Consider the following 26,847-nt stretch of genomic DNA (forward strand, 5'->3'; position numbering starts at 1 on the left):
GCGGTGGCGTTCTTTCTATTTAAAATATACACACACACATTCAGGTGCATAAACATCTTTTTGAATCATAGTCAAAAGACCGGTTGCTTCATCACGACGATAAAGCGTTAAGTTATCGGTATTTTGATTTGCTGCAACGACAAATTTACCTGTAGGATCTAAATCAAAATCTCTAGGAATCTCGCCTTCTGTAGCAATCAATTGGATACGTTCTACATTACTGCCATTTTCTGCTACTGCGAAAACCGCAATCGAATCATGTCCACGATTTGATGCGTATACAAAGCGTCCATCAGCTGATATCCGAATCGCAGCACCACCATTGAATTCATTGAAACCATCTGGTAAAGTGGATACTTTTTGCACTTGTTCAAAGGAACCATCTGCTGCATTGTATGCTAAAACAGTCACTGTGCTGTCCAACTCACCAAAAAGATAGGCATATTGATTATTTGGATGGAAGACTAAATGACGAGGACCTGTTCCAGGTTCAGCGATATATTGAGCTACCTCAGATAATTTACCATCTTCGCTAACGTCATAGGTATAAACACGATCGGTGCCAAGATCACAAACTGCTAGCCGACGATCTGGCGTTAAGTCTGTATAATGAACATGCGCATTGTCTTGATTTTCATGAGGTCCAGTTGGCTCATCATGAACGATTTTATCAGTATGTTCCAACTGTCCATCCGCTAAAATACGATAAACATGAACAATTCCTTGGTGATAATTTGCACCAAAAACGAATTGTTTTTCTTCATCAATCGCCACATAACATGGAGGAGCGCCAGCTTCCGTTACTTTATTAAGTAAGTCAAAGTGCCCATTGTTATGTTTGTAAGCAGCCATACCACCTTCACCATCAACGGAAGTGACATTGAATAAGTCGCCTTTTTGATTGAGTGCTAAGTATGTTGGGCTAGTTTCTTCTACTAATAAAGTTGCGTCTGAAAGTGTTTCTTTTTCTGTATCCAGTGCTATCTGATAAATCCCTTTACTTTCTCTACGTGTATACGTCCCTAATAAAATTTGTTCCAGCATGAAATTCCCTCCATTTTTTACTGAATGTTTATAAGAATCAGCAATTGATTTAACTCTTTTAGTATACCATAAGAATTCCTTTATTTAGTAAATCTTTATAAATCCAATGTTCGCATTTTCACTTGATTTATGCTATTATATTTTAAGACTGTAACGACAGTCATTTTTAATTTTAGAGAGGTGACACGCATGTACGATAATACAAATAGCAACAATGGTGCAGTTCGCTGTTCATTCTGTGGTAAAACACAAGAAGAAGTGAAAAAAATCGTTGCTGGACCTGGTGTCTATATTTGTAATGAATGTATCGACCTATGTAAAGAGATTATTGATGAAGAATTTTACGATGAAGCCGTACGTGAATTAACGGATGTCCCGAAACCTCAAGAAATTTTGGATGTCTTAAACGAATATGTCATTGGACAAGATCAGGCAAAACGCTCATTAGCAGTGGCTGTCTATAATCACTATAAACGTGTAAATCAATCAGAAAATTCAAGCTCTGAAGATGTAGAATTACAAAAGAGCAATATTTGTTTAATTGGCCCAACAGGTTCTGGGAAAACATTTTTAGCCCAAACATTGGCTAGAACTTTAAATGTACCATTTGCGATTGCTGATGCAACTAGTTTGACAGAAGCAGGATATGTAGGAGAAGACGTAGAGAATATTCTATTGAAACTATTACAATCTGCTGATTTTAATGTGGAACGAGCTGAAAAAGGCATCATTTATATTGATGAAATCGACAAAATCGCCCGCAAGAGTGAAAATGTGTCGATCACAAGAGATGTTTCAGGTGAAGGAGTACAGCAAGCGTTACTTAAAATTTTAGAAGGAACAGTTGCCAGCGTGCCACCGCAAGGAGGACGCAAACATCCACATCAAGAATTCATCCAAATCGACACAACGAATGTCTTATTTATTGTCGGTGGAGCTTTTGATGGTATCGAAACAATGGTCAAAAATCGTTTAGGCGAAAAAACAATTGGGTTTGGTACAAATAACAGTAAGCTGAACGAGGATGAAAGTGTGATGCAACAAATCATTCCAGAAGATTTATTGAAATTTGGTTTGATCCCTGAATTTATCGGACGCTTACCAGTTACAGCTGCATTAGAGAAGTTGACGACAGATGATTTAGTTCGTATCTTAACTGAACCTAAGAATGCTTTAGTGAAACAATATCAAAAATTATTGTCTTTAGATGACACGGAACTAGAATTTGAAACGGATGCTCTTCGTGCGATTGCGAATAAAGCAATCGAACGCAATACTGGGGCTCGTGGTTTACGTTCAATCATCGAAGAGATCATGATGGATGTAATGTTTGATGTACCATCTGATGATACAATCGAAAAAGTTATCATTACTGAAATGGCTGTAGAAGGTACAGGCAAACCGGTAATCGTTTCAAATAAAAAAGATAAAAAAGCTGGTTAATTGAGGTTGGGACAGAAGTGTTTCGTTCCGAGAAGTAAGCGGGAATTGATGAAAAGTGTTTGTCAACTTTTTCAATTTCAGCTTAGTTCAGAGGAGTTGCTTCTGTTCCGCCGTTTTTTATTGAAATCAATCGGATCGGAGGTTAGAATATGAAGGTTCATAACGCTGAAATTATTATAAGTGCTGTATCACCAAAGCAATATCCAGAAACAGAACTTCCAGAAATCGCTTTAGCAGGACGTTCAAATGTTGGTAAATCATCATTCATCAATACGTTGATCAATCGCAAAAATTTAGCTAGAACCTCTGGAAAACCAGGGAAAACCCAAACATTGAATTTTTACCTGATTGAAGATGCATTGCATTTTGTGGATGTTCCAGGATATGGTTATGCCAAAGTTTCTAAGACAGAACGGGCTAAGTGGGGCGAGATGATCGAAACTTATATGACGACCAGAGAACAATTAAAAGCGGTCGTATCTTTAGTTGATTTACGTCATGCACCAACACAAGAAGATATTCAAATGTATGAGTTTTTAAAATACTATGAGATTCCAGTAATTATTGTGGCAACGAAAAAAGATAAAATTCCTCGTGGTAAATGGAACAAACATGAAAGCATCATCAAAAAAGCGCTGAATTTTGACAAATCTGATGACTTTATTCTTTTCTCTTCACAAACTAAAGAAGGGAAAGAAGAAGCATGGCAAGCCATTGAGAAATATTTACCATAAAAAATAGCGCCGACGACTTCATTGAGACGTCAGCGCTATTTTTTATTGTTCTTTTTTCTTCTCTTCTTTTTGTTCGGCTTTTGCTGCTTGCTTTTCTAATTCTTCTTTTGGCATTTCGACTTTTTTAGGATCAACTGCAAAAGAATCGAATAATTTATCTAGGTCGTCTGTGCGTTCAAATTTCAAGCCCATAGTGATTTGCTCCATTTCATTTTAGATTGGATAGAAGCTTATGCGACTGATTAGCGCTCACTTCTTTTCTCTAGTTTAGCATCCTTTCAGAAATTTGAATAGTTTTCTTTTTCAAATTATAAGAATTTATCTAGAAATAGTTCTACTTTCAATTTGTAAACTTGCATTCGATTATAAAACAGGGTATAGTTTTTTCGAATAGAGAAAAGAGGGACGAAATGGCAGGAAATATTTTTGTAGGTATGGTGCGTGGCTATCAGCGTTTCATTTCGCCTGGACTTCCAGCTAGTTGTCGCTATCATCCAACATGTTCACAATATATGATTGATGCGATTCAAACACATGGCAGCATCAAAGGTGTAACGATGGGAACGGCGAGATTTTTACGATGTCATCCGCTAACGAAAGGCGGTATTGATTACGTACCGTTGAAGTTCAGTTTAAAGAGAAATCCGGATCAAGAATACCATGGTCCTTACAATTATAGAAGAAACAAACACACTAAATAGATGAAGGCGGGCTTATAGGATGGCAATTTTAGCATTTGATTTTGGTGGTTCGGCAGTAAAACATGGAATTTGGGATGGTCAAGACATGACTAATAAAGGTAAGTTTAAAACACCAAAAACATGGGAAGAAATGAAAGCGTCATTATTAGCAGTATTGAATGAAGTAGAGCAAGAGTTGGTAGGTGTGGCGTTAAGTGCACCAGGAGTGGTAGATGTCCAAAAACAAATGATTAACGGAATTTCCGCTATTCCTTATATTCATGGTTTTAATATTTTTAAAGAACTAGAAGAACTATTCAATCTTCCTGTTACGATCGAAAATGATGCAAATTGCGCTGGTATAGCTGAGATTTATGAGGGAGCAGCGAAAGGCAAAAAAGAGGTTGCTTTTGTAGTTGTTGGCACTGGAATCGGTGGGGCAATTTTTCATAATGGACAAATCGCTAAAGGAGCCCATCTGTATGGTGGTGAATTTGGACTGATGTATCTAAATGAAGGAAAAACTTTTAGCAAATTAGGAACAGCTGTGCAAATGGCGTGGCGTTATTGCGAACGAAAAGGTGTGGCAAAGGAAACCTATTCAGGAGAAGAAGTCTTTGATTTGGCTGAGTCGGGTGATAAATTAGCAATAGAAGAAGTCAATAATTTTTACGAGTATTTAACACAAGGATTGTTTAGTATTCAATTTTCACTTGATCCAGAGATTATTGTTTTAGGCGGGGGTGTTTCTGCTAAAAAAGGCCTATTAGATGAAATTAATCGTCGAATGAAAGAAAAACTAGCGCATTTTGAATTGAATGATTTTGTACCTGAAATTGTAACGTGTAAGTATGAAAATGATGCGAACTTGATTGGAGCAGCTGCAAACTTTATTACGATTCAAAATAACAAGTAACGAATACGATGAAAACGTCTCATTGCTGATAACGAGGAGACGTTTTTTTTTGCTAAAATAACAAATAAAATTAAGAGGTTTAAGGCAGGAAGGATTCTTAATAATTTGAATTATAGAAATTTTCTGAAAATTCGTTGACATTTCTTAAGGAATTGATTATATTTGTATACATACTTCTTTAATAATTATATACGCGAAGAAAATTATCTGGCTTTACGAATTCGTTTAGCTTTAAAATCATCTAGCTTTTTGTGCTAGCTCTTTAAGAAAAAGATAAAAATGGATTGTGATAAAAAGCACCACATTCTGTTTTTCCTATGTTCAGTCAGAGCTGACCCGCACAACAAGCTTTAAAACCAAGGGGGAAACAAAATGAAAAAATTTAGCTTTTTATTTGCTAGTCTATTTTTATTAGCAGCATGTGGTCCAGCAGCTGGCGGAGGCGCAAGTGGTGGTGGAAATAAGGTTGACGGTGATACGATCAAAATCGGAATGAACATGGAACTTTCTGGAGATGTTTCAGCATATGGGAATGCTGAAAAAGAAGGAATCACATTAGCTGTTGAAGAAATCAACGAAGCTGGTGGTGTGTTAGGGAAAAAATTAGAATTGATCGAAAAAGATAATAAATCTGAAAATGGTGAAGCAACATCCGTAGCAGCTAACTTAACAGCAAAAGATAAAGTTGTTGCAGTCGTTGGCCCAGCAACATCTGGTGCAACAAAAGCGACAATTCCGAATATGACCAAAGCAGCAGTTCCTGTGATTACACCTTCAGGTACGGATGACAGCATCACTGTTGTAAACGATAAAGTTCAAGAATATATTTTTAGAGCATGTTTCCAAGATACATTCCAAGGTGTTATCTTAGCAAACTTTGCTCAAGACAACTTGAAAGCGAAAAATGTTGTGATTATTGGTGATAACTCAAGTGATTATGCAATTGGCTTAACGAAATCATTCAAAGATACGTTTAAAGGTAAAATCGCTAAAGAAGAAACATTTACTGCTGGAGATAAAGATTTCCAAGCCATTTTAACGAAAATCAAAGATCTTGATTACGATGCCATCTACATTCCAGGTTACTATGCAGAAGCAGGATTGATCATCAAACAAGCGCGTGAAATGGGGATCAATAAACCAATTCTTGGTGCTGACGGATTTGGCGATGAAAAATTAGTTGAAATTGCGGGCGCGAAAAATGTTTCAGAAGTTTATTACACTGGACACTTCTCAGAAAAAGCACCTGCAACAGACAAAGTAACGCCTTTTGTAGAGGCATTCAAGAAAAAATATGACAAACAACCATCTGCCTTCAACGCTTTGGGATATGATTCAGTTTACATGTTGAAACAAGCAATGGAAGATAAGGATTCAGCAGATTCAAAAGACATCACAGAAGGTTTAGCTTCATTAAAAGATTTTGTTGGTGTAACAGGAAAAATGACGATGGACAAAGATCACAATCCTGAAAAATCTGCAGTTGTATTAGGATTGACAGAAGGAAAAGAAACATCTGCAGATGCTGTAAATCCTTAAAGACCAAAATTAGTGAGACGAAAAAAAGAGGGTGAGACAAGGTTCCACGTTTTGTCCATCCTCTTTTTACTTTAAGCGAACAGCAATTATTCTAAAATATTGGACGTGATAAACATGGAAGTAGTAATCCAACAACTAGTAAATGGACTTTTTCTAGGGAGTATTTATGCGCTATTAGCGTTAGGGTATACAATGGTTTATGGGATTATTAAATTGATCAACTTCGCTCATGGAGAAATCTATATGCTAGGTGGATTTATGGGGTATTTCTTCATCAACAAGCTAAGTTTAGGATTTTTCCCGGCTCTGATTTTATCAATGGCAGGAGCAGCCGTGATAGGAGTTGTGATTGAATTTTTGGCTTACCGACCACTAAGAAAATCAACAAGAATTGCAGCCTTGATCACAGCGATTGGTGTGTCATTTTTACTACAAAATGGAATGATTTACTGGTTAGGACCAGAAAAAAAATCATTTCCTCAAGCAATTGAATTTAAAAATTATCAACTTGGTTTTATTCAAATATCAAACATTCAAGTTCTTATTTTAGTTATTTCACTAGTATTGATGATTGCCTTGCAAATGATTGTTAAAAAAACAAAAATGGGGAAAGCGATGCGGGCAGTTTCAGTTGATGCGGATGCAGCACAATTGATGGGGATCAATGTTAATCGTACGATTTCCTTTACGTTTGCATTAGGTTCAGCTTTGGCTGCGGCAGCTGGTATGTTGATTGGGCTGTATTATAATTCCATCGATCCAATGATGGGAGTTGTTCCAGGACTTAAATCATTTGTCGCTGCAGTTTTAGGTGGGATTGGCATTATTCCTGGAGCGGCACTAGGTGGTTTTGTAATTGGCTTATTAGAGACTGTTACAATTGCTCTTGGTTTTTCAGATTATAAAGATGCAGTTGTCTATGCATTACTGATTATTATTTTATTGATTCGTCCTGCTGGGATTCTCGGCAAGAATATCAAAGAGAAAGTGTAGGTGGCATACATGAAAAAGAATTTAAAATATAATCTCGTTTGGCTTTTGATTGCTGCGCTAGCCTATGCTTTTATCTATGTATTGTATGTGACGGGGGTCATCACACCGTTTACCGAATATACCTTGATTACGATCGGTATCAATATTATGTTGGCGCTAGGATTGAATTTAATTATAGGTTTTTCAGGTCAATTTTCTTTAGGGCATGCAGGTTTTATGGCGATTGGAGCGTATAGTGCGGCGATCATGTCTGTCAAATATCCAACAATGGGTGGATTTTTTAGCGGGATTTTACTAGGAATTGTTATATCAGGTATTGTAGCGCTATTAGTTGGAATTCCCACATTGCGACTTAAAGGAGATTATTTAGCAATTGCAACTTTAGGAATTTCGGAGATTATTCGAATTATTATTATTAATATGAAAGAGCTAACAAATGGACCAGCGGGGATTTTTGGTATTCCTCCGATGGTTAATTGGGTAATGGTCTTTGGTTTTGTTGTCGCAGTGACATTGGTCATCGTCAATTTTATCCACAGTGGTCCAGGGCGTGCGACAATGGCAATTCGAGAAGATGAGATTGCTGCCGAATCTATGGGGGTAAATACAACGAAATATAAAGTAGCTGCTTTTATCATCGGTGCGATTACTGCCAGTGTTGCAGGAGCTATCTATTCAAGTTATGTTCAAACGATCGCACCAAAAGATTTTGGTTTCATGAAATCAATTGATATTTTGATTATTGTGGTCTTTGGTGGAATTGGTAGCGTGACGGGTACTTTTATTGCCGCGATTGTATTAGGCATTTTAAACATGTTTTTACAAGATGCGGGTGCATTAAGAATGATCATCTATGCGTTGGCATTAATTATCATTATGATTTTCAAACCAGGTGGACTGCTTGGGACATGGGAATTTTCTGTAAAGAAATTATTCGAGAAAAAGGAGGACAAATCAAATGCCTCTATTGAAAGTTAATCATTTAACCAAAAACTTTGGTGGACTTGCTGCTGTTTCAAATGTCAATCTGTCTTTAGAAACGAATGAACTGATTGGATTGATCGGACCCAATGGTGCTGGAAAAACAACGTTGTTTAATCTTTTAACTGGTGTTTATGAACCAAGTGAGGGAACGGTCACATTAGATGTTTTAGGCAAAGAACATGTGTTAAATGGTATGAAACCATACAAAATTGCAGATATGGGACTAAGTCGAACGTTCCAAAATATTCGTTTATTTAAAGATTTAACAGTAATGGATAACGTATTAATCGCCATGAACAGTAAAAATAAAGAAGGAATTCTTACTAGCATTTTACGTTTCCCATCTTTTTATAAAAAAGAAGAAGAAATGGAAAAAAAGGTGCTGGAACTACTTGCGATTTTTGGTTTAGAAGACAAAGTTCAAACACTGGCTAAAAATCTTCCTTATGGTGAGCAAAGACGTTTGGAAATCGTACGTGCTTTAGCGACACAACCTAAAGTATTGTTTTTAGACGAACCAGCAGCTGGAATGAATCCACAAGAAACAGCTGAATTAACAGAATTGATCAGAAAAATTCAAAAAGAATTTCAAATCACGATTGTGTTGATCGAACATGATATGAGTTTGGTAATGGAAGTGTGTCAGAGAATTTATGTTTTAGAATATGGCAGAATCATTGCTGAAGGAAAACCAGAAGACATTAAAAACGATCCCCGTGTGATCGAAGCTTATCTTGGAGGTGAACTATAATGTTGACAATTGAAAATTTATCCGTCCATTATGGTGTGATTCAAGCTGTACGCGATGTAAATTTTAATGTAAAAGAAGGCGAAATCGTATCCTTGATCGGTGCTAATGGAGCAGGGAAAACGACAATTTTAAGAACGATTTCTGGATTGAATCGACCTTCGAACGGAACGATAACTTTCGAAGGGCAACAAATTCAAAAAATGGTTCCGCAAAAAATCGTTGCATCAGGATTGTGCCAAGTTCCAGAAGGTCGGCATGTTTTTGCTGGATTAACCGTTCAGGAAAATTTAGAGATGGGCGCTTTCTTGAGAAAAGATGGCGAATTAAAACAGGATTATGAAATGATTTTTGAGCGTTTCCCTATTCTAAAAGAACGAAAAAATCAAGATGCAGCTACTTTATCGGGCGGAGAACAACAGATGTTGGCTATGGGACGTGCATTGATGTCTAAACCAAGATTACTATTATTGGATGAACCATCAATGGGCTTGGCACCAATTTTTATTCAAGAAATTTTTAATATTATAAAAGAAATAAATAAACAAGGAACAACTGTTTTGTTAATTGAACAAAATGCTAAAATGGCTCTTTCCATTGCAGATCGAGGTTATGTTTTAGAAACCGGCGAAGTTGTTTTGAGCGGTCCAGGAAAAGAAATACTAGAAAGTGAAGAAGTGAAAAAAGCATATTTAGGAGGCTAATAGCATGAGTGTAAGTGATTTTATGACAAAAAATTTAGTCGTTGCACAACCAGAAATGAAAATCTTTGATGCCGTAGATTTGATGAAAAAAAATAATATTCATCGTTTACCCGTGGTCAAAAATGATCGACTGATCGGATTGATCACAGAAGGAACGATTCAATCTGCAATGCCCTCAAAAGCAACAAGTTTAAGCGTTTATGAAGTAAATTACTTGCTAAATAAAACCACTGTCGAAGATGTAATGGTCAAATCGGTTCAAACAATCAAGCCGGCAGCCTCTTTAGAAGATGGCATATTTAAAATGCGTCAAAACAACATCGGTGTATTACCGGTAGTGGATACAAATGAGACACTTGTTGGCATTATTACAAATAATGATATTTTTGATGCATTCTTAAAAATTACTGGCTATAATGACGGTGGGACTAGAGTGCAATTGCGAATTTTAGAAGATCACAAAGGAATTTTAGCTGAAATCACGAAACTGTTAGCAGAAAATAATTTTAGTATCTTAACGGTCATTGTTAACCGAAAAGAGCTAGAAACAGTTGTAGAACTGCAAATTGAAAGTCGTGAGACAGATAAAATTGAAAAAATTTTAAAAGAAGCAAATTATGATGTTTTTGAAGCTATATTTATGTCAAAAAAAGGATAAAAAAGAGAAAAGTGGCAAGAAATCACGATAAATTTTTTCCCGAAAAAGAGTTTGACTATTAGATTGGCATGTGATAGTTTTATATAGTGAGGTAAGCAACAATGCTTTTACTCACACCTGAATATTAAAGTATTCAACTCTTTAATATTCTTTCTTTATGTCCTCAAACAATAGGGGTTATTGTTGGTATAATTATTACAGATCATTCTGTAATTGATTATAAATATTTAAGATGGGAGGAAGAAAAATGAAAAAAGTTATTGGATTTATCGTTGCTGCGGTTGCAGTGTTTTGCTTTACTACAACTGCTTCTGCTGACGGTGCTATTTCAGCAACAGAACAAACTGTTGTTAATGAATTGAATGCCGGCTTAACAATCGGAGGTAAAACTTTCCATTTCGCAGCATCTGAAACAAATGCAGTTGAAAATCACTTGAAACGTGTTGATTTAACACAAGGTCAAGCAGATGAAGCTGTAAAAAATATCCAAGCAGCTCGTGCATTAGTTGGAGGCGTATCAGTTGATACTTCAAGAGCTAATTCTCTTGCAGGTGCAATTAAATTATTGCCTGCTAACGTAATTTCTCAAGTACAAAATTATGTGATTGCTGCTGGAAATGCTGTTGGTGTGAAAATCACTTTTGGTAGCAATGGTAACTTAATTATTACTGATGCTAATGGTGCGCCTGTTTACAATGCTGGAACTCCAGTGAAAAACACAGGATCAAATTACGCATTAAGCGGCATTACTTTTGGCTCATTGATCGTAGCTGCAGCAGGTGCAGTATTCGTGAGCAGAAAAAACAAACTAGCTTAATATGAAACAATTAAAAAGAGTAGGGGCATTTATTTACGTGCCTCTTCTCTTTATGTTTTTTGGCTATCTTATTATTTACATAATTGGCGCACCTGTCATTAATTTTGCTACGTCAGCGGTCGACTTAATTTCACTAAACGATGCTCCTTCTTTTGAACAAAAAGGAACAAATCTCTTTGAAAAAAGAAGTGAAACGAAAGAGCAAACCGCATCGGAAAAAGTAACCGAGAAAACAGCAGACCAAACAACTAATCGAACGGATCAAGGGTCAAAGCAAGTAGCTGCAAATGGTATTGAAATGACTGAAACCGGCGATTTAGCTTCTTCAAGTATGATTTACCCAGTAGTGGGAGATCAATTTGGTGAGGTAGTGATCGATAAAGTTGGAATTAATGAGCCTTTATATTATGGAGATAGCGAAGAAATTTTACGCCTAGGCGCAGGACAATACATTGGCAGTATGATTCCAGGAGATCTTGGGGCAACGTTGATTGGTGGGCATAATTTGCCTTCTTTTGGAAAAATCTATTACTTAGAACCTGGTGATAAGGTTGAGATTCACACTCATTACGGGAATTATACGTACCAAGTCACAGAAGTAAAAGTTGCTGACTATAAAGATCCTACAATCAACACAAAATTAGGCGATCGCTCAAAAAGATCACTGATTCTTTATACTTGTTATCCATTAGATGCGATTGGGTTAACACCGGAACGTGTTTTTGTTTCTGCAGATTATGTATCTGGACCGATCATCGATGAGAAGTCGTAAAGGAGGAGAATCAGTTAAATGAAAAAACGTGGTCAATTAATGAAAATTAGTTCTCGCTTTTTTATTGCTTTCTTATGTTCTGTATTTTTATTTGCGTTTTTGATCTTATTGACTTTACGCTTGACGTTGTTTAGTGAAAGTTATATTGAAAAACAAGCAACAAAAGCAGAGTATTATTCTAAATTGACAGAAGAAATCAATAGGCAAGTTGAAAATAGTTCTTTAGGAAGTAATATTCCAGAAGGGGTTTTAAATCAATCAATTAATCAATCGTTGGTGAAAACAGACGTAGATGCCTATTTCAAAGCGATGTACAATGCAGGAACAAAATACGTGATTTCTAATGAAGCAGAGATTCGAACGGCTGTTTCTAAGTCGATTACGGATTATATGAATGAAAAAGGAATCCAGGCGACACCAGAATCAGAGTCTGCTATAACAGGGATTTCAGATAATGCAGTTAAAATCTACAAAGGGTACGTTGAGTTGCCTTTTTTAGTTTCTTATGGACGGAAAATTATGAATTATAAATCCACCTTGGTTCTTTTTATGGGAATTTGTGGTATCTTATGGGCATTATTAAGCTTTGCGCTCTATTCTTCATTAAAAGGCTATTTTCATCGCTTATTTAGATATTGGTCTTATATTTGGGTAGGAAGCGGCTTGATGATGGTTGTAGTTCCTGCAATTATCTTAATGCAAGGGAATTTAAAAAGATTGGGAATTCAGTCTAAAGCGATGTATGAGTTTATCCAGACATATTTATCGAGTTTCTTATGGTTATTTATCATTGTAGGAGCAGTTTCGATCATAGTAGGGATTCTCTTTGGTGTTCTTAGCGAGGTCAAGAGAAAGCAATTATTTAGTGCTTGAATGAAAAAAGAAAGTGGCAAAAACGACTCTCGTTTTGCTCGACTTTCTTTTTTTCTTGTAACGTGCTAACATAGATAGTCGGAGGGATGAAGATGTCAAAGAAAAATAAAGATATAGAAGTAAAAATCGAAGAAACTGAAAAAAAAGTAAATGGTGAAACAATCACAGTAAGTACCTTGACGATCGGTAAAAAAGAAATCGGTCAAGTGATGGCACAAGAGACAAAAAAATTTGTTGTTGTGATTGATGGACGGAATGAAGCGACTATGAAAACGCTTGATGAAGCGATAGAATACATTATTCGCCAATGGAATTTAAACGACTAAAATAAATAACAACTTTTTTTCGAAAAAGGCTTGCTTTTTCTTCAAAAGTTTTGTATTATAACTAAGTCAGGTTGTTACTTAAAACCTTCTGGAGGAATAGCGAAGTGGCTAAACGCGACGGACTGTAAATCCGTTCCTTAGGGTTCAGTGGTTCGAATCCACTTTCCTCCATTTCAACCTTTGGGGTATAGCCAAGCGGTAAGGCAACAGGTTTTGATCCTGTCATGCGTTGGTTCGAATCCAGCTACCCCAGTTTTTTTACTAGAACAACTCATTGAGAGTTGTTCTTTTTTTGCCTAAAAAATGATGATGACTTTTGTTCTCTTTTTTTAGAATATATGATAAAGTGGATAAAAAGCATGAGGAGTGAACCCAATGAATATCAAAGAGAAAATAACTGAGACAGCGGAAAGAGTCTATGATTTAGCACGAGAAGGAAAATATGATGTTAATGTCAATCTTTTTTCAAAAAAGAAAAATAGTGATAAGGTAAAGGGTATCCAAGTAGTATCTGCTCGAGATACAGCACATACAAAAAAATGGCGTTCAAAAAATCGCTAAAACGATTAGCAAATAAAAATAGCCTGAAACAACATCATTAAAATGTTGTTTCAGGCTATTTTGTAGTATAGAGGTGTTATTTATCAATTTCTAGTCCTAAAACAGTCAGATGACCGTTTCCTACTAGTTTAATAACAAGTCGAGCCAAATGGTTTGGCGACATGTCTGTGTCACTTGTAATCCACCAGTGGAGGGTTCCTATAAAAATCGAAGTCATATACTCAATAATAAAATCAATCGGTACTTCTATATCATTCTCTGTAATTTTTAACTTAGAAAAAATATCAGCGTATTTTTCATAAATAATATCGGCTAATTTCTTTCGTAATAACTCATTGGAACTGCCATCCATGATTGTCAAAAAGAAACTTTTGTTTTTTTGAATATTGATGTAAATATTGGTAAGTAAAAATTCAATTTGTTTTACTTTGATTCGATTACTGACGATTATTTGTTCAGTATCAATAACAGAAGTAAATGCATCAATCGCAAAATCAAAAATTTGTTCATAAAGGTCTTGTTTGTCTTTAAAATGAGCGTAGAAGGTCGCACGATTGATCATTGCTTCGTCTGCAATGTCTTGGATTGTTATACAGTCATAGCCTTTTTCGTCCACTAAATGAAAGAAAGCTTCGATAATCATTTTGTGTGTTCGCATTACCCGTAGGTCGGTTTTCTTTGACATAAAAAATTCCTTTCGAAATAATCAACAGTTTTAGAAAGTTTGTTGCTTATCTCACAAATTTGGGTGTTTTGCTAGTTGCAATTACTTTAGAATCTTTCTAAAATATACATAAGTATTATATCAGACACCTTGTAGGATAATCAACAAAGTGTTGCGAAATAAAAGGGTTTGGAATTTAAGGAGATCAAGTGCATGACAATAAGAGCAGGAATAGACGTGGGTTCGACAACTGTGAAATTAGTAATTATTGACGAAGAAAATCATACGAAATTCGCCAAATACGAACGACATTACTCAGATGTAAAAGCAGCAACTGAAAAAGTATTGAATGAAGCGATGAATGAATTAGGTGAAGAGACACCGATCACAGTGACGATCACAGGATCAGGAGGGATGGGATTAGCGGATGTTTTGAATATTTCGTTTGTTCAAGAAGTGATAGCCTGTACGAAAACTGTGGAGAAAATCATTCCAGAAACAGATGTGGCGATTGAATTAGGTGGTGAAGACGCTAAGATCACTTTTTTTGAAGGAGCTTTAGAACAACGGATGAATGGGAGTTGTGCTGGGGGAACAGGTGCTTTTATCGATCAAATGGCGGTCCTATTGAAGACAGATGCGAATGGTGTCAATGAGCTAGCTAAAAACTATCAAACAATTTACCCAATTGCCTCAAGATGCGGAGTCTTTGCAAAAACAGATGTTCAGCCGTTGATCAATGAAGGCGCTGCTAAGGAAGATATCTCAGCTAGTATCTTTCAAGCTGTAGTCAATCAAACAATTGCAGGACTTGCCGCTGGTCGTAAAATCAAAGGAAAAATAGCTTTTTTAGGTGGGCCGCTTTTCTTTATGTCGGAACTTAGAAAGCGATTCATTGAAACATTAGATGTAAAACCAGAAGACGTGATTTTCCCAGAAAATCCCCAACTATTTGTAGCGATGGGGGCTGCAATCTACTCTGAAGGTGCAAATTCAACTACATTGTCTGATTTGATTCAACGTTTAACTAAAGGGGATCAAGAGCAATTAAAACCAACAGACACGCTGGAACCATTATTTCAAAATGAAGAGGAATTAGAAGCATTTAGAGAACGTCATAATCAAGCTAAAGCACAAGAAAGGTCATTAGCTGATCATCATGGTGTAGCGTTTTTAGGTATCGATGCAGGATCAACAACAACAAAAGTTACTCTGATTGACGAAGAGGGGAAATTACTATTTTCATTCTACGGAAATAATCAAGGGCAGCCATTAGAAACTACAATGCGTGTTTTGAAAGAGTTATACAAACAATTGCCGAAAGATGTCTTTATTGGAAAATCAGCGGTTACTGGTTATGGCGAACACTTAATCAAGAATGCATTAAAAGTTGATATTGGTGAAGTTGAAACCATGGCACATTACAAAGCGGCCAATCATTTTCAACCAGGTGTTGATTTTATTTTAGATATCGGCGGTCAAGATATGAAGGCGATGACCATCAAAGATGGTGTATTGTCTTCAATCCAGTTAAATGAAGCCTGTTCTTCAGGATGCGGTTCGTTCATTGAAACTTTTGCTAAATCATTGAATTTTGATGTTAAAAATTTTGCAATCGAGGCATTGAGTTCTAAAGCACCAGTTGATTTAGGTTCACGTTGTACCGTGTTCATGAATTCCAAAGTCAAACAGGTCCAAAAAGAAGGCGCATCAGTTGGGGATATCTCAGCAGGATTGTCTTATTCCGTGATTAAAAACGCACTATATAAAGTAATCAAAGTTCGTCGTCCAGAAGAATTAGGCAAGAAAATCGTGTGTCAAGGTGGAACTTTTTATAATGAAGCTGTTTTGCGTGCCTTTGAGATGATCAGTGAACGTGAAGTTGTTCGTCCATCTATCGCAGGGCTGATGGGCGCTTACGGCGCTGCCTTGATTGCGTTAGAAAACTATGAAATAGGAGAAGAAACGACAATTCTGGGACTTGAAGAGTTAGATACTTTTACAGCCGATAAAGAATTCACTCATTGTGGTCTTTGCGAAAATAACTGTATGATGACAGTGACGATTTTTTCTGATGGACGTCAATTTGTCACTGGGAACCGTTGTGAACGGGGTGCCAGAATCAAAGTAAAAAGAGAAGACCGAAAAGTCAATTTGGTTGATTATAAATACCGAAAACTCTTTAAATATCGACCTTTGAAAGAAAAAGAGGCAGTATATGGTAGAATCGGAATTCCTCGTGTTTTGAATATGTATGAAAATTATCCGTTATGGCATACATTTTTCACTGATTTAGGGTTTAGAGTAGAGTTATCACCACGGTCAAATAAGGAGTTATATGAACAAGGGATGGAAACAATCCCAAGTGATACAGCATGTTATCCAGCTAAAATTTCTCATGGTCATATTCAAGCTTTGGTTGATTCACAAGTGCCGATGATTTTTTACCCTGGTGTCGTTTTTGAACGTCAAGAATCAGCAGAGGCGGATAATCATTTTAACTGTCCAATCGTACAAAGTTATCCTGATGTTATTCGCAATAATGTCGATGATATTCGTGATGGGAAAGTCGATTACCGTAATCCTTATATTAATTTAGCTAATGAAGCCTCCGTAGCCAAAGTTTTAAGCGAAACATTTGCAGATTTGGGAATCTCGGCTGTACAAGTCACTCAAGCATTACGCCATGGATATGAAGAATTAGATGCGTTCAAAGAAGATATCCGTAATAAAGGAGAAGAAACACTTGTGATGCTGAATCAAAAAGGAGAAAAGGGGATCGTTTTATCTGGGCGCCCTTACCACTTAGATCCAGAAATCAATCACGGTATTGCGGATGTAATCACACAAGAAGGGTTCCATGTATTGACAGAAGATAGTATCTCTCATTTAAGCGATGTAGGCAATTTGCGCGTCGTCAATCAATGGGTCTATCATTCACGATTATACGCCGCAGCCCGTGTCGTCGCAAAGTCTAAAAACCTTGAACTCGTACAGCTAAATTCATTCGGTTGTGGTTTAGATGCGGTCACAACGGATCAAGTGGAAGAAATCATGACTCAATATGGGAAAATTTATACGGTCTTAAAAATCGATGAAGGGTCTAATTTAGGTGCAATACGGATTCGTTTGCGTTCTTTGAAAGCAGCAGTCGGTGAGCGAGAAAAAATGAATTTTAAACCAAAATTACAGCATGAAGAACCGGAGAAAATAATCTTTACCAAAGAAATGAAAAAGACTCACACATTATTACTACCAATGCTTAGTCCCATCCATCAATCAGGGCTAGTTGATGTGGCTTTAAAAGCTTCTGGGTATAATGTTGTTTGTTTACCAGCAGATGATCGTGAGGCTGTAAATGTGGGATTGAAATATGTTAATAATGACGCCTGCTATCCAGCAATCATTTCAATCGGACAATTAGTTGAAGCTTTGGAAAGTGGCGAATATGATTTAAATCATGTAAGTGTGATGATGACGCAAACAGGCGGTGGATGCCGTGCAACAAACTATATACCGCTTTTAAGAAAAGCGTTGAATGATGCTGGTTTTCCTCAGGTGCCGGTAGTATCAGTTTCAATGGGAAATAAAGGTGTAGAGTCTAATCCGGGATTTAAGTTTACTTTGCCTATGTTGAAACGTGTTGCCGTAGCTTTTTTATACGGAGATTTATTTGAACGGGTCGTTTATCGAACACGTCCTTATGAAACAGAAGTCGGAATGATTGATGCGCTTCATACGAAATGGTTGAAACAAATCGAGAAAAATGTGCGGAATGGTTCATTGACCTTATTCAACCGCAATATGAAAAAGATCATCAAGGAATTTGATGAGGTACCGCTAAACGAAGTCAAAAAAACAAAAGTTGGTGTTGTTGGAGAAATTTTGGTGAAATACTCACCGACCGCCAACAATGATATTGTTCGTTTACTAGAGGCTGAAGGAGCAGAGGCAGTAGTGCCTGATATTGTTGGTTTTATGAATTACTCTTTGTATAATCAAATTTGGAAATACGAGAATATGGGCATGTCTAAAAAAAGTAAAAACTTAGCTCAATTTGCGATTCGAATCATCGAATATGTTGAAAAACCAATGGACAAGGCCCTTAAAAATTCAAAACGGTTTGAAGGAATAAGTTCTATTCATGAATTAGCAGAAGATGCAGGTAAAATTCTTTCAATCGGAAATCATACTGGAGAAGGTTGGTTCTTAACAGGAGAAATGATCGAGTTATTGAAATCAGATGTAAACAACATTGTCTGTATGCAACCGTTTGGGTGCCTGCCAAACCATGTTGTCGGAAAAGGTGTCATCAAGGAGTTGCGACGTCAATATCCAAAAGCAAACATTGCACCGATTGATTACGATCCGGGCGTTTCCTTAGTCAATCAACTAAATCGGATTCGTTTGATGATGGCAACAGCAAATAAAATGTTGGATGAAGAAAAGATCGTTCATAAATAATGAGGTTGTAACAGAAGTATTTAGCTCCCGAAAATAAGAAGAAACTAAGGAAACTTGTGCTTCCAATTTTTGTGACCAAGTAGGTACTGTGCAACAATGTTTATCTGCGACGAGCCTTTAGCGAGAAAGCATCAACTCGTTCCTCGTTGTGTTTTACAGCAATTTCAGCTTATTTCCTAAGGATTACTTCTGCTTGCGCTGTTTATTCAGAATTAGGGTGTGAAACAAAAGTGAAGGATACTTTTGTTTCACGCCTTTTTAGTAGTAATTGATTTGAACTAGGAAACTTTATTGGGATTTTACTTTCTTTATTCGTATGTTTCGTTATACAATAGACTTAATGACCAAAAAACATTCTCATTTTAAGCATACCAAATTATTATTCTGAAGCCTTCCTTTACTGGAATTTGGAACTTTGTGGTTGTTTGTGAGGTATATACCAGTTATAATGGAAGGGAATAAAAAGGAGGAAATAAGATGGTGTCAAGTTTACCAGTTTATATTCAAATCCACGATAAAATTAAAGAAGATATTGAACATGGTGTTTGGAAGATCGGAGACAGGCTTCCATCAGAGCGTGAATTAGCGATTCATTTCAGTGTTAGTCGTATGACATTGCGGCAAGCCATTCAAACACTTGCTGATGAAGGGATTTTAGAGCGTAAGATTGGGTCTGGGACCTATGTTGCCCGAAAAAAAGTTCAAGAAAAAATGACAGGAACAACCAGTTTTACCGATATTATGTTGTCTCAAAATCGGGTACCCTCCAGCCGGACAGTTTCCTATTATGTAGCCAAGCCAAGTTCTAGTGAAATGGAAAAACTGAATCTAAAAGAAAATGAACAAATCGTACGTATGGAACGAGTTCGTTTTGCCGACGATTTACCAATCTGTTTTGAAGTGGCTAGCGTTCCATATTCTTTAGTTGATCAATACAGTAAGGCAGAAATCACAAATTCGTTTTATAAAACCTTAGAACAAAAAGGCGGAAACAAAATAGGTCATGCGAATCAAACGATTTCAGCAATGTTAGCGTCAGAACAAATCGCCGACTATTTAAAAATTAAACGTGGAGATGCGATTCTTCGCTTACGCCAAATTTCTTATTTTGAAAACGGTACACCATTTGAATACGTAAGAACGCAATATGTGGGAAATCGTTTTGAATTTTACTTAGAAAAATAATCGAAAAAACTGAATGTTTCTGACTCATTGGATTTAAGAGTTAGAAACATTCAGTTATATTTTTATTTTGTTAAATCGATTTTTTTATGGATCCAATAAAGCAGAATGCCACCAACAGACATTGATAATAACTCACCAATTCCAACCGTAAGCCATGTATAAAAAAAAGGCAGTTGGTAAAAATAAGTCAATTGTGCAGCAACTGTAAACATTGAAAGCGAACAGATCATCGCAGTTATAACCATTTTTTTAATCGGACTTTTTAGGTGCTTAGTGATGTAATAAGATAAAAGTAAAACGACGAGCGTTGATAAGCTGCCGATAATAACATCAACTAAGCCTAGTGGTGAAGCAAAATTGGAGATAGCTACACCTAAAGTTACGGCGCCAATATAACGCTTATTAAAAAGCGGTAAGTAGTTGAACAGCTCCGAAAACCTAAGTTGAACTGCCCCAAAACTAAAGGGTGCTAAAAAAATAGTGACAACAACATAAAGTGCGGTGATTAAAGCCATTTTCGTCAGTGATATGACAGACCAGGCTTCGGTCTGAGAGTTTGAATGATTCATTTGTATTCTCCTTTGTAAAACAGACATCTGTTTTAGTAATAACTATGACCAAAGGAAGTGACAGAAAGGGACTGCCAGCTGAAGTGTCATAGTGTGAATTGCTTCACTGAAATTCATATTAATGGAAATTATGTTATTTGTAAAGTAAGGGATAAAATTTCATGGCGATTACTTTTCTAGCCAACCGCCATCGATTGTCATGACAGTTCCATGAATATAGTCTGCCTGCTCACTAGCCAAAAAGAGTGTTAGAGAAGCAACTTCTTCAGGTTTGGCCCACCGTCCAGCAGGAGTTTCATTGGCAACCCATTTGGCCATTGTTCCATCACCAGCAAAATCAGCAGCGTTCATAGGCGTTTGGATCGCACCAGGGGCAATTGCATTTGCACGAATTCCTTTTCGAATGTAGTCATGATCTAATTGCTTAGTGTAGCCGATAATAGCATGTTTTGAAGCGGTATAAGCAGCGCCGCCACCGCCAGCTACCATGCCGGCAATTGAGGCCATGTTGATGATCACACCCTGTTTTTGTGCAATCATTTGCGGTAAAATTTGATTAGTAATTAAAAAAGTTCCCTTTAAATTAATGCCTAAAACACGATCCCACAAAGCTTCTGTCGTTTCCAATGTCGGTGTATAATCATCTAAAATGCCTGCTGTATTCAATAAAATTTGAATCGTGCCAAATGATTCGTTTGCTTTTTTCACCGCAATTGAAATCTGATCTTCTTTTGTAACATCACCTGTACAAGCGATAAATTTTCCAGAGGCTGTTTTTACATGTTCAGCTGTTTGGCTCAGACCCATTTGATCCAAGTCCATTCCTAAGACATTGGCGCCTTGTTTTACAAAAGAAATTGCTTGAGCTTGTCCTATACCAGAAGCAGCTCCTGTCACAAAAATCGTTTTTCCTTGGTACTCATCGAAGTGCATAGTGATGCTCCTTTTCTTTATAATCAAAGAAAAGCTAGTCCAACTTGTTTTAAGTGTTCTAGCTTCTTATCCATTTGTTAATCAGCGTCCACAAGTTTCCAGTCTTCTGCCAATACATCACAAGGGGTTGGTGAAAACATACTATATCCTTCGTCAGATGTTTTGATTAAAAAATAAGGAGTAACTGGCAGAAAAGTGCCTTCTGAGGTACCAATTTCATCTCTAAGTTCAATATACAATTCAAATCCGCTCCAGCCTTCTCTTATCGCTTTGGTCCCATTTTTAATATGTGGTAATACTTCTTCAAATGTCATTTATTTGCTCCTTTTTTGTGATTGGTAGTTCATGATATGAACATTCGCCTTCTTCAAATGTAACCTGTCCGTTTAATAGTTCGATGATCTCCGCCATAAATTTTTCAGATTTTGGTTCATCAACAAGGCAAATGACGTCAACCTGCTCCCCGTAAATCGTATCTTTTAAGGTATAAGGTGTATGCTCCATAAAATTTTGAACACTGCCTAAATTGGGGTAGCTAATTGCTAAACGAATTTCTTGCTGCAATTTGCCTTCGACTAAGCCGATATCAGCTAATGCATGTGAAACGGCATGACTATATGCTCGAATCAGTCCGCCAGCGCCTAATTTAGTTCCACCAAAGTAACGGGTAACAACGGCCACAACATTAATCAATTCCTGCTTTTTCAAAACCTCTAGCATCGGAATACCAGCTGTGCCACTTGGCTCACCGTCATCATTGCTACGCTGGATATCATTTTGCTCACCAATCACAAAAGCGCTACAATTATGATTGGCTTTCCAATGTTCTTTTTTCTTTTGAGCAATAAATTCCTTTGCTTCCTCTTCTGAGTAGACTCGTTTAAGAGAACAGATAAATCGCGATTTTTTTATCTCGATTTCACTTTCTCCATCAGAGCGGATGGTAAAATAACTTTCAAGCATTTGCTCAGTCCTTTACTTCATAATAGTTTAAGTATAGAAAAAATAAACAAGAGAAGCAACCATTCTCTTTATGATTGACAAGAGAGCTTCATTTGCTTCTTGGAAATTTTATGAGATAATGATAAAAAAGCATTATAATATGTTTAGAGAAACTAAATTTTTTTCGAGTAGAGCTGATATAAAGGAGTGAATGATTTGGTAAAAGAACGTCAAAAGAAATATGATAGCGTTACCCATTATTTAGCGACAAATGGTGGTTCTCAAGTAACTCTAACCTTTACTCAGTTTGACGAGTTACTTTTTCCTCACTCAGGACTTCCTAGAACAGCACGAACAGATGGGGATTGGTGGGCAAATGATCATAAACATCCTGAAAAAGGGGCCTATGGCTGGCTCAATGCTGGTTATCAAGTTGCACAAGTCAACCTTGAAAAAGAATATATAGTTTTTAATAAACTACTTAAATCAAATTGGCTTTTTTAAACCAAAAGATAACAATTTGACAAAAGCAGGAAGCGTTGACAAAAGCTTGCCTCTTACTATATTATGATTAGATAGAATACAAAGATAGGATTAGAAAAAGGAGATGGAGAAAATGGCTAAAAAAACAATTATGCTTGTATGTTCTGCAGGGATGAGTACAAGTTTACTGGTAACGAAAATGCAAAAAGCCGCAGATGCACAAGGATTGGATGCAGATATATTTGCAGTTTCTGCTTCTGATGCAGACAATAATTTAGAGAGTAAACCTGTAGATGTATTATTATTAGGCCCGCAAGTTCGTTTTATGAAAGGCGACTTTGAGAAACGCCTAGCACCAAAAGGAATTCCACTAGAAGTAATCAACATGGCAGATTATGGTATGATGAACGGCGAAAAAGTTCTACAACAAGCCTTAAACTTAATAGGAAATAATGAATAAAATGGAAGTGTTTAACGCCGAGAACCAAGTAGGTACTGTTTAACATCAATTCGTATCAGAGAGCAATGTATCTTTCAGACACATTGTATTGTGCATCATCGAATCATTTTGCTCTTCGTGATTGACAACAATGTGATCGAAGTGCAACATAGTAGTTGCTTTTTCTAGCCACTTATTCAGATATAAAGCCCGAAGCAAAACGAATGTTTAGTTTTGTTTCGGGCTTATTTTTGTATTCTTGAAAAAAGTATTCACCTTAGTGAAATTTGAGCAATAGTATAAGCTCAGTTGTTCTGTTCAAAAAGTAGTACAGTTGAGTTTTTTCGTAATCCCTCCAATGAATTTTGCTATTTTGAAAAAAATAGAGCAAAAAAGGCGTAGATTAATTATGGAGGGGAAAAATGCAAGAACTATGGGGAAGAAAAGTTTTAAAAAAAGAAATTAGGGATAGCGAACGAATCAATGAAGAAGGTCTAACTCTACCAACAATGAAAGAGTTAAATGAAAGGGAGATACAATGTTTACGTTGTGGTCAGGTCCAACTGAAGCAGCGTGTACAATTAATGAATCAGCACTACTATTGTCCTGAGTGCATTCAACTAGGTAGGGTAGATACTGGACAGTTTTTTTATCATTTACCAGAACCAGATTCTATTACAAGGAAGGTCCACTTTGCTTGGCAGGGCACATTAACTAGAGGACAGCAACAAGTCTCAGATGAGTTACTAGCTTCAGTAAAAAAAGCAGAGTCTAGAATGATTTGGGCAGTTACTGGTGCTGGGAAAACAGAGATGTTGTTTGAAAGTATTCACTACTCTTTAGAGTGTGGGTATCGGGTTGGCATTGCCTCACCTAGAGTGGATGTTTGTCTGGAGCTTTTTCCAAGAATAAAGGCTGTCTTTCCAGAGGAAGCAGCGCTTCTTCTTCATGGAAAGATGGAAGAAGGCTACCGCTATACAAAGCTAGTAGTTTGTACAACACATCAACTACTACGATTTTATCAGGCTTTTGATGTGTTGATCATTGATGAAGTAGATGCTTTTCCGTTTGTGGATAATCCATTATTGCAATTCGGTGTAACACAAGCAATTAAACAAAAAAGTTCACTCATTTATCTTACAGCGACACCAACCGAAGAATTAACTAAAAAATCAGATCAAAAGGAACTCGAAATAAGTATTCTACCTGCTCGTTATCATAGAAGAGTGTTACCAGTACCTAAAATAAAATGGTGTCGTCATTGGCAAGAAAAAATCAAGAAAGGCAAGAGTCCTAAAACCTTAGTAGATACAATTCGTACACTTGTAAGTAAAAATGATGTCTTGATTTTTTGTCCCAGTATTTCTTTGATGGAGCAGCTGAAAGAAGCGGTGGAAAAAAAATTTCCAGAAATACCATCAGCTAGTGTTCATTCGCAGGATTCCTATCGGCTAGAAAAAGTTCTAAGAATGAGAAATAAAGAATACAGAATCCTTATGACTTCAACTATTTTAGAACGTGGTGTGACATTTGATGGTGTTTCTGTGATTGTGTTGGGTGCTAACCATGAGGTCTTTGCTACTTCTGCTCTTGTTCAAATTGCTGGCAGAGTAGATCGTAGAGAGGAATATACTGCAGGTGAAGTCTGGTTTTTACATGATGGTTGCACAAAAGCGATGAGAGAAGCAATCAAGCAGATTAAAAAAATGAATACTTTAGGAGTAGAGCGAGGATTGATTGATGAAATGTAATTATTGTAAACAAACAATCACTAGGAACCTAACTATGAAAGAAATATTTTTACCTAAGAAAATTTTATCAGAACAATTATGTTCTCGATGTGCTAAAAAATTTCAATTGCTTGAGAAAAAAGAAAGCTGTCAAGGGTGTCAACGTCAAACGAAAAAGGCGTATTGTAATGACTGTTTAAGGTGGCAGCAACTTTATCCAAATTATGATTTTCACCATGAAGCGCTTTTTTCGTATAATCAGGCGATGCAAGAGTGGTTTGAAGAGTATAAATTTAAAGGGAATTATCAGCTTAGATATAGTTTTGTTTCTTTTTTACAATCTTATTTTAAACAAAAGAAGGAGTTTATAGTCATTCCGTTACCCATTTCAAAAGAACGGATGAACGTCAGAGGTTTCAATCAAGTTGAGGGGTTACTTGGGGCTGCTGGAATTACGTATCAACCTTACTTGGTCCGTTTTGCCGATGGAGTTTCTCAAGTGACGAAAACAAGAAATGAACGACTCCAGTTAACACAACCTTTTGAGTTGACCAAAGAAGGTCAAAAAGCTGTCTCGAATCAAAACATTCTGTTAGTGGATGATATCTATACAACTGGGCGGACAATTTTCCATGGAGCGCAAGTTATTTTAGAAAATCATCCTGCAAAACTGTATACGTTTTCTCTCGCGAGATAAAAGGACAAGTAAAATAAAAAATCGACCGCAATTTTGTTGGCAAAAGCAGTATAATTCGTTATAATGGAAATAAGAAGAAGGATAACAGAGTGGTCCTTTTATTCCTTCTTTAGTGGCAGATGAAAGGGGTAATCGTTATGTTTAGATATAATGTGCGTGGAGAAAACATCGAAGTTACTGAAGCAATTAGAGACTATGTAGAGAAAAAAGTTGGTAAACTAGAACGTTATTTCAGTGATTCACCTGAAGCAACAGTTCATGTGAACTTAAAAGTCTACACTGAAAAAACAGCAAAAGTCGAGGTTACTATTCCTCTACCTTATTTAGTTTTACGTGCTGAAGAAACATCACCTGATTTATATGCAAGTGTTGATTTAGTTGTAGATAAATTAGAACGACAAATTCGTAAATTCAAAACAAAAATCAACCGTAAATCTCGTGAAACAGGGATGAATACTGCTAAAGCAGCAATTTTCTTAAATGGTGAAGAAACACCAGATGAAACGCCAGAATTAGACATTGTTCGTACAAAACGTCTTTCACTTAAACCAATGGATAGTGAAGAAGCTGTACTACAAATGAACATGTTAGGACATAACTTCTTTATCTTTGAAGATTCAGAAACAAATGGTACAAGTATTGTTTATCGTCGTAAAGATGGTAAATATGGTTTAATCGAAACTGACTAAACTTAGAAAGGAAAATAAATTTTCTTGATCAAACATTTGAAATGTCTAGTTGATTACAACATAGATTCTTTTGGAAAATGGTGTGATTGTGGTTATTTATTTTCGGATAGTAGATATCTAATAGACTGTAGCAGGACGGCACTCGTTTTGCCGCAGTCTTTTTTTCTTGGTTTAAGCCTATGTACATAAAAAATGATATAATATATTGTTAATATTAAGAGAAGTTATTTCCTTTCTTGGCAACTAATGATAAAATAGAA

Annotated in this window: 29 protein-coding genes and 2 tRNA genes; 24 read left to right on the plus strand and 7 right to left on the minus strand. The window is 36.5% G+C overall.

The genetic code is table 11. From position 1 onward, the window contains the following. Nucleotides 1-15 precede the first annotated feature (15 nt). Complete coding sequence (locus tag I580_RS08570; protein WP_010771570.1) at nt 16-1,044, minus strand: lactonase family protein; 1,029 nt, start codon at nt 1,042-1,044, stop codon at nt 16-18. A 189-nt stretch (nt 1,045-1,233) separates the two neighbouring features. On the opposite strand from I580_RS08570, the gene clpX reads away from it, so the two are divergent. Together clpX and yihA are read left to right on the plus strand one after the other, a co-directional pair. Then, on the plus strand, nt 1,234-2,487 hold the full coding sequence (gene clpX, locus I580_RS08575) for an ATP-dependent Clp protease ATP-binding subunit ClpX (protein ID WP_010771571.1): 1,254 nt from the start codon (nt 1,234-1,236) through the stop codon (nt 2,485-2,487). Nucleotides 2,488-2,636: 149 nt separating this feature from the next. Then, the gene (yihA, locus tag I580_RS08580) at nt 2,637-3,221 is read left to right on the plus strand and encodes a ribosome biogenesis GTP-binding protein YihA/YsxC (protein WP_010771572.1); all 585 of its coding nucleotides are present in this window, start codon (nt 2,637-2,639) and stop codon (nt 3,219-3,221) included. 42 nt (nt 3,222-3,263) lie between these two features. Here yihA and I580_RS17090 read toward each other — a convergent pair whose 3' ends face one another. After that, on the minus strand, nt 3,264-3,413 hold the full coding sequence (locus I580_RS17090; RefSeq protein ID WP_010771573.1) for an SPJ_0845 family protein: 150 nt from the start codon (nt 3,411-3,413) through the stop codon (nt 3,264-3,266). A gap of 218 nt (nt 3,414-3,631) precedes the next feature. Between I580_RS17090 and yidD the strand changes: the two genes are divergently transcribed. The 15 genes from yidD (at nt 3,632) to I580_RS08655 (ending at nt 13,792) form a co-directional block, all read left to right on the plus strand. Continuing rightward, nucleotides 3,632-3,922: a membrane protein insertion efficiency factor YidD gene (gene yidD / locus I580_RS08585; protein WP_010771574.1), complete on the plus strand. Its 291-nt coding sequence runs from the start codon at nt 3,632-3,634 to the stop codon at nt 3,920-3,922. Between the two features lie 19 nt (nt 3,923-3,941). Beyond that, a complete protein-coding gene (locus tag I580_RS08590; protein ID WP_010771575.1) occupies nt 3,942-4,817 on the plus strand; it encodes an ROK family protein in 876 nt (291 codons plus the stop codon). Nucleotides 4,818-5,189: 372 nt separating this feature from the next. Further along, nucleotides 5,190-6,356, plus strand: a complete 1,167-nt coding sequence (locus I580_RS08595) for an ABC transporter substrate-binding protein (RefSeq protein ID WP_010771576.1) — start codon at nt 5,190-5,192, stop codon at nt 6,354-6,356. A 114-nt stretch (nt 6,357-6,470) separates the two neighbouring features. Next, entirely contained in the window at nt 6,471-7,349 is an 879-nt protein-coding gene (locus I580_RS08600; RefSeq protein WP_010771577.1) for a branched-chain amino acid ABC transporter permease, read from the plus strand. Between the two features lie 9 nt (nt 7,350-7,358). Continuing rightward, nucleotides 7,359-8,327 (plus strand): branched-chain amino acid ABC transporter permease, encoded by a 969-nt coding sequence (locus tag I580_RS08605; RefSeq protein WP_010771578.1) that lies wholly within the window; start codon nt 7,359-7,361, stop codon nt 8,325-8,327. Then, entirely contained in the window at nt 8,308-9,084 is a 777-nt protein-coding gene (locus I580_RS08610; RefSeq protein ID WP_010771579.1) for an ABC transporter ATP-binding protein, read from the plus strand. The genes I580_RS08605 and I580_RS08610 overlap by 20 nt, the downstream gene beginning before the upstream one ends. Beyond that, a complete protein-coding gene (locus tag I580_RS08615) occupies nt 9,084-9,785 on the plus strand; it encodes an ABC transporter ATP-binding protein (protein WP_010771580.1) in 702 nt (233 codons plus the stop codon). The genes I580_RS08610 and I580_RS08615 overlap by 1 nt, the downstream gene beginning before the upstream one ends. A gap of 4 nt (nt 9,786-9,789) precedes the next feature. Continuing rightward, entirely contained in the window at nt 9,790-10,443 is a 654-nt protein-coding gene (locus tag I580_RS08620; protein WP_010771581.1) for a CBS domain-containing protein, read from the plus strand. Nucleotides 10,444-10,690: 247 nt separating this feature from the next. Continuing rightward, entirely contained in the window at nt 10,691-11,260 is a 570-nt protein-coding gene (locus I580_RS08625) for a hypothetical protein (RefSeq protein ID WP_010771582.1), read from the plus strand. Nucleotide 11,261: 1 nt separating this feature from the next. After that, complete coding sequence (locus tag I580_RS08630; RefSeq protein WP_010771583.1) at nt 11,262-12,032, plus strand: class D sortase; 771 nt, start codon at nt 11,262-11,264, stop codon at nt 12,030-12,032. Nucleotides 12,033-12,050: 18 nt separating this feature from the next. After that, a complete protein-coding gene (locus I580_RS08635; protein WP_010771584.1) occupies nt 12,051-12,905 on the plus strand; it encodes a hypothetical protein in 855 nt (284 codons plus the stop codon). 92 nt (nt 12,906-12,997) lie between these two features. Next, nucleotides 12,998-13,231: a DUF2969 domain-containing protein gene (locus tag I580_RS08640; protein WP_010771585.1), complete on the plus strand. Its 234-nt coding sequence runs from the start codon at nt 12,998-13,000 to the stop codon at nt 13,229-13,231. Nucleotides 13,232-13,321: 90 nt separating this feature from the next. Continuing rightward, nucleotides 13,322-13,402, plus strand: a tRNA-Tyr gene (locus tag I580_RS08645). 10 nt (nt 13,403-13,412) lie between these two features. Continuing rightward, nucleotides 13,413-13,484: transfer RNA gene (locus I580_RS08650), tRNA-Gln, on the plus strand. Nucleotides 13,485-13,606: 122 nt separating this feature from the next. Further along, complete coding sequence (locus tag I580_RS08655; RefSeq protein WP_010771586.1) at nt 13,607-13,792, plus strand: hypothetical protein; 186 nt, start codon at nt 13,607-13,609, stop codon at nt 13,790-13,792. 76 nt (nt 13,793-13,868) lie between these two features. Here I580_RS08655 and I580_RS08660 read toward each other — a convergent pair whose 3' ends face one another. Continuing rightward, nucleotides 13,869-14,477, minus strand: coding sequence for a TetR/AcrR family transcriptional regulator (locus I580_RS08660; protein WP_010771587.1), 609 nt, complete (start codon nt 14,475-14,477; stop codon nt 13,869-13,871). 192 nt (nt 14,478-14,669) lie between these two features. On the opposite strand from I580_RS08660, the gene I580_RS08665 reads away from it, so the two are divergent. After that, nucleotides 14,670-18,920, plus strand: a complete 4,251-nt coding sequence (locus tag I580_RS08665) for a 2-hydroxyacyl-CoA dehydratase (RefSeq protein WP_010771588.1) — start codon at nt 14,670-14,672, stop codon at nt 18,918-18,920. 477 nt (nt 18,921-19,397) lie between these two features. Beyond that, a complete protein-coding gene (locus I580_RS08670) occupies nt 19,398-20,105 on the plus strand; it encodes a GntR family transcriptional regulator (protein ID WP_010771589.1) in 708 nt (235 codons plus the stop codon). A 62-nt stretch (nt 20,106-20,167) separates the two neighbouring features. Here I580_RS08670 and I580_RS08675 read toward each other — a convergent pair whose 3' ends face one another. The 4 genes from I580_RS08675 to I580_RS08690 all read right to left on the minus strand — a co-directional run bounded on the left by I580_RS08675 (nt 20,168) and on the right by I580_RS08690 (nt 22,570). Then, nucleotides 20,168-20,674, minus strand: a complete 507-nt coding sequence (locus I580_RS08675) for a QueT transporter family protein (RefSeq protein ID WP_010771590.1) — start codon at nt 20,672-20,674, stop codon at nt 20,168-20,170. 168 nt (nt 20,675-20,842) lie between these two features. Then, entirely contained in the window at nt 20,843-21,607 is a 765-nt protein-coding gene (locus tag I580_RS08680; protein WP_010771591.1) for a 3-oxoacyl-ACP reductase, read from the minus strand. Nucleotides 21,608-21,684: 77 nt separating this feature from the next. Then, nucleotides 21,685-21,921 carry a DUF2829 domain-containing protein gene (locus tag I580_RS08685; RefSeq protein ID WP_010771592.1) on the minus strand — a complete coding sequence of 79 codons (237 nt, stop codon included), beginning with the start codon at nt 21,919-21,921 and terminating at the stop codon, nt 21,685-21,687. Beyond that, nucleotides 21,911-22,570: a YigZ family protein gene (locus I580_RS08690; RefSeq protein ID WP_010771593.1), complete on the minus strand. Its 660-nt coding sequence runs from the start codon at nt 22,568-22,570 to the stop codon at nt 21,911-21,913. Before I580_RS08690 ends, I580_RS08685 begins: the two co-directional genes overlap by 11 nt. 195 nt (nt 22,571-22,765) lie before the next feature. Here I580_RS08690 and I580_RS08695 point away from each other — a divergent pair, with 195 nt between their 5' ends. The 5 genes from I580_RS08695 (at nt 22,766) to hpf (ending at nt 26,587) form a co-directional block, all read left to right on the plus strand. Beyond that, entirely contained in the window at nt 22,766-23,053 is a 288-nt protein-coding gene (locus I580_RS08695; protein WP_010771594.1) for a DUF7662 domain-containing protein, read from the plus strand. A gap of 112 nt (nt 23,054-23,165) precedes the next feature. Continuing rightward, entirely contained in the window at nt 23,166-23,492 is a 327-nt protein-coding gene (locus tag I580_RS08700; protein WP_010771595.1) for a PTS sugar transporter subunit IIB, read from the plus strand. A gap of 401 nt (nt 23,493-23,893) precedes the next feature. Continuing rightward, entirely contained in the window at nt 23,894-25,222 is a 1,329-nt protein-coding gene (locus I580_RS08705) for an ATP-dependent helicase ComFA (protein ID WP_010771596.1), read from the plus strand. 34 nt (nt 25,223-25,256) lie between these two features. Further along, on the plus strand, nt 25,257-25,898 hold the full coding sequence (locus I580_RS08710) for a ComF family protein (RefSeq protein ID WP_245558642.1): 642 nt from the start codon (nt 25,257-25,259) through the stop codon (nt 25,896-25,898). Nucleotides 25,899-26,035: 137 nt separating this feature from the next. Further along, nucleotides 26,036-26,587: a ribosome hibernation-promoting factor, HPF/YfiA family gene (gene hpf, locus I580_RS08715; RefSeq protein ID WP_010760772.1), complete on the plus strand. Its 552-nt coding sequence runs from the start codon at nt 26,036-26,038 to the stop codon at nt 26,585-26,587. Nucleotides 26,588-26,847 lie beyond the last annotated feature (260 nt).

Origin of the sequence: Enterococcus caccae ATCC BAA-1240 (genome assembly GCF_000407145.1) — a bacterium.
GTDB classification, from domain to species: Bacteria; Bacillota; Bacilli; order Lactobacillales; family Enterococcaceae; genus Enterococcus_L; species Enterococcus_L caccae.